We start from the raw sequence: 4,083 nt of genomic DNA on the forward strand, positions 1-4,083 counted from the left end.
AAAACCACTTTGGTGTTATATGGTCAAGCCTCACGAGCAATTAGTATTGGTTAGCTCAATGCCTCACAGCACTTACACACCCAACCTATCAACGTCCTAGTCTCGAACGGCTCTTTAGGGGACTTATGTCCCAGTGAGATCTTATCTTGAGGGAGGCTTCCCGCTTAGATGCTTTCAGCGGTTATCCCGTCCGAACATAGCTACCCGGCAATGCCACTGGCGTGACAACCGGAACACCAGAGGTTCGTCCACTCCGGTCCTCTCGTACTAGGAGCAGCTCCTCTCAAATCTCAAACGTCCACGGCAGATAGGGACCGAACTGTCTCACGACGTTCTAAACCCAGCTCGCGTACCACTTTAAATGGCGAACAGCCATACCCTTGGGACCGGCTTCAGCCCCAGGATGTGATGAGCCGACATCGAGGTGCCAAACACCGCCGTCGATGTGAACTCTTGGGCGGTATCAGCCTGTTATCCCCGGAGTACCTTTTATCCGTTGAGCGATGGCCCTTCCATACAGAACCACCGGATCACTAAGACCTACTTTCGTACCTGCTCGACGTGTCTGTCTCGCAGTTAAGCGTGCTTTTGCCTTTACACTCTATGCATGATTTCCGACCATGCTGAGCACACCTTCGTGCTCCTCCGTTACTCTTTGGGAGGAGACCGCCCCAGTCAAACTACCCACCACACAGTGTCCTCGATCCGGATTACGGACCTGAGTTAGAACCTCAAACATACCAGGGTGGTATTTCAAGAGTGGCTCCACGGTAACTGGCGTCACCGCTTCAAAGCCTCCCACCTATCCTACACAAGTAGGTTCAAAGTTCACTGTGAAGCTATAGTAAAGGTTCACGGGGTCTTTCCGTCTAGCCGCGGATACACAGCATCTTCACTGCGATTTCAATTTCACTGAGTCTCGGGTGGAGACAGTGTGGCCATCGTTACGCCATTCGTGCAGGTCGGAACTTACCCGACAAGGAATTTCGCTACCTTAGGACCGTTATAGTTACGGCCGCCGTTTACTTGGGCTTCGATCAAGAGCTTCGCTTGCGCTAACCCCATCAATTAACCTTCAAGCACCGGGCAGGCGTCACACCCTATACGTCCACTTTCGTGTTTGCAGAGTGCTGTGTTTTTAATAAACAGTCGCAGCCACCTGGTATCTTCGACCGACTAGTGCTTACGGAGCAAGTCCTTCACACCGGCCGGCGTACCTTCTCCCGAAGTTACGGTACCATTTTGCCTAGTTCCTTCACCCGAGTTCTCTCAAGCGCCTTGGTATTCTCTACCTGACCACCTGTGTCGGTTTGGGGTACGGTCAATGTATATCTGAAGCTTAGAAGTTTTTCCTGGAAGCATGGCATCAACCACTTCGCCCAAAAGAGGGCTCGTCATCAGTTCTCGGCATTCTCTCTAAAAGAGTGACCCGGATTTGCCTAAGTCACTTGCCTACCGCCTTAAACACAGACAACCATCGCTGTGCTGGCCTAGCCTTCTCCGTCTCTCCATCGCAATATACATCGGTACAGGAATATTAACCTGTTTCCCATCGACTACGCATTTCTGCCTCGCCTTAGGGGCCGACTCACCCTGCCCTGATTAACATGGGACAGGAAACCTTGGTCTTCCGGCGGGGGAGTTTTTCACTCCCCTTATCGTTACTCATGTCAACATTCGCACTTCTGATACCTCCAGCCTGCCTTACAGCTTGACCTTCAACGGCTTACAGAACGCTCCTCTACCATGCCTAATAAATTAAGCATCCGTAGCTTCGGTGTACAGTTTTAGCCCCGTTATATCTTCCGCGCAGGCCGACTCGACTAGTGAGCTATTACGCTTTCTTTAAAGGATGGCTGCTTCTAAGCCAACCTCCTAGCTGTCTAAGCCTTCCCACATCGTTTCCCACTTAACTGTAACTTTGGGACCTTAGCTGACGGTCTGGGTTGTTTCCCTTTCCACGACGGACGTTAGCACCCGCCGTGTGTCTCCCGTAATTGCACTCATTGGTATTCGGAGTTTGCATGGGGTTGGTAAGTCGGGATGACCCCCTAGCCCAAACAGTGCTCTACCCCCAATGGTGAGATACGAGGCGCTACCTAAATAGCTTTCGAGGAGAACCAGCTATCTCCGAGCTTGATTAGCCTTTCACTCCTATCCACAAGTCATCCCCAGCCTTTTCAACGGATGTGGGTTCGGTCCTCCAGTTGATGTTACTCAACCTTCAACCTGCTCATGGATAGATCGCCCGGTTTCGGGTCTATTCCCAGCAACTAAACGCCCTATTAAGACTCGGTTTCCCTACGGCTCCACTAATCGCTTAACCTTGCTACTGAAAATAAGTCGTTGACCCATTATACAAAAGGTACGCAGTCACGGAACAAGTCCGCTCCCACTGCTTGTACGTACACGGTTTCAGGATCTATTTCACTCCCCTCACAGGGGTTCTTTTCGCCTTTCCCTCACGGTACTGGTTCACTATCGGTCAGTCAGGAGTATTTAGCCTTGGAGGATGGTCCCCCCATATTCAGACAGGATAACACGTGTCCCGTCCTACTCGTTTTCATGATTAAGGTGTTTTCGTATACGGGGCTATCACCCTCTATCGCGGCACTTTCCAGAGCCTTCTACTAACACCAAAACCACTTAAGGGCTAATCCCCTTTCGCTCGCCGCTACTTAGGGAATCTCGGTTGATTTCTTTTCCTCCGGGTACTTAGATGTTTCAGTTCCCCGGGTTCGCCTCCACACAGCTATGTATTCACTGTGGGATACTCTACAAGTAGAGTGGGTTTCCCCATTCGGACATGTTCGGATCAAAGTCTGTTTATCGACTCCCCGAACCTTTTCGCAGATTACCACGTCCTTCATCGCCTCTGACTGCCAAGGCATCCACCGTGCACGCTTGGTCACTTGACCATATAACCCAAANACGTCCTTCATCGCCTCTGACTGCCAAGGCATCCACCGTGCACGCTTGGTCACTTGACCATATAACCCAAAATAGTTTCGGATCACATACCAAAGAGCTTTTGTACCTCTTTGGATTTACGATAATAGAAGTCACTAGGTTAAAGTGAACTTCCACCGGTTTAACGCTTGATTCATCGTTATTTCAAAATTCGAATTGTTAAAGAGCAAGTTTAGTGCAAAGCACTAAGTCAGNCTTCATCGCCTCTGACTGCCAAGGCATCCACCGTGCACGCTTGGTCACTTGACCATATAACCCAAAGTAGTTTTTACGATTCCAAAGGAAAAGTAGAAACAACAATCAGATCACATACCAAAGAGCTTTTGTACCTCTTTGGATTTACGATAATAGAAGTCACTAATCTATTATTCCTAAGAATTAAGAGTAAGTGAGCTTCCACCGGTTTAACGCTTGATTTATCGTTATTTCAAAATTCGAATTGTTAAAGAGCAAGTTTAGTGCAAAGCACTAAGTCAGAGACTAANNNAATCACCCAACACACGAATGCATAAGATGTTTAGCGTCTTGCTTAGAACTCTCTTCTAATCTTTTACACAGAATGATCGTAATCAGTAAATGGTGGAGCTATGCGGGATCGAACCGCAGACCTCCTGCGTGCAAAGCAGGCGCTCTCCCAGCTGAGCTATAGCCCCATTACTAACTAGATCGTATTTGGTGGGTCTGGGCCGATTTGAACGGCCGANTACTAACGTGTATTTGGTTAATCGAAGAAGGTATCTCCAATCAAATACCAGGATGTCAAGAACAAGGCTTTTAAGGTCGACGTTTAGCTCGCTAAACGAGATCTTAAATAACGCGGTTATTGATATACTGGTGGGTCTGGGCCGATTTGAACGGCCGACCTCACCCTTATCAGGGGTGCGCTCTAACCAACTGAGCTACAGACCCAAATACTTTCTGTGCTTCTCATAAACTAGATATTGTACGTCACCGATTTTCACCAGCTTGTACCATCAGATAATTTGTGTGAACGCTCACCAGAGGTTTCTATCGTTTAAGGAGGTGATCCAGCCCCAGGTTCCCCTAGGGCTACCTTGTTACGACTTCACCCCAGTCATTGACCACTCCGTGGTAACCGCCCCCCTTGCGGTT

At 48.9% G+C, this 4,083-nt stretch carries 2 tRNA genes and 1 rRNA gene; all 3 read right to left on the reverse strand.

The window, feature by feature from the left end:
- Positions 1-19: 19 nt before the first annotated feature.
- Positions 20-2,918 (reverse strand): 23S ribosomal RNA (locus EBI00_RS15840).
- Between the two features lie 629 nt (positions 2,919-3,547).
- A tRNA-Ala gene (locus tag EBI00_RS15845) sits at positions 3,548-3,623 on the reverse strand.
- Between the two features lie 179 nt (positions 3,624-3,802).
- Positions 3,803-3,879, reverse strand: a tRNA-Ile gene (locus EBI00_RS15850).
- Between the last annotated feature and the right edge of the window lie 204 nt (positions 3,880-4,083).

The sequence above is a fragment of the Marinomonas hwangdonensis genome, from assembly GCF_003721245.1.
GTDB lineage: Bacteria > Pseudomonadota > Gammaproteobacteria > Pseudomonadales > Marinomonadaceae > Marinomonas > Marinomonas hwangdonensis.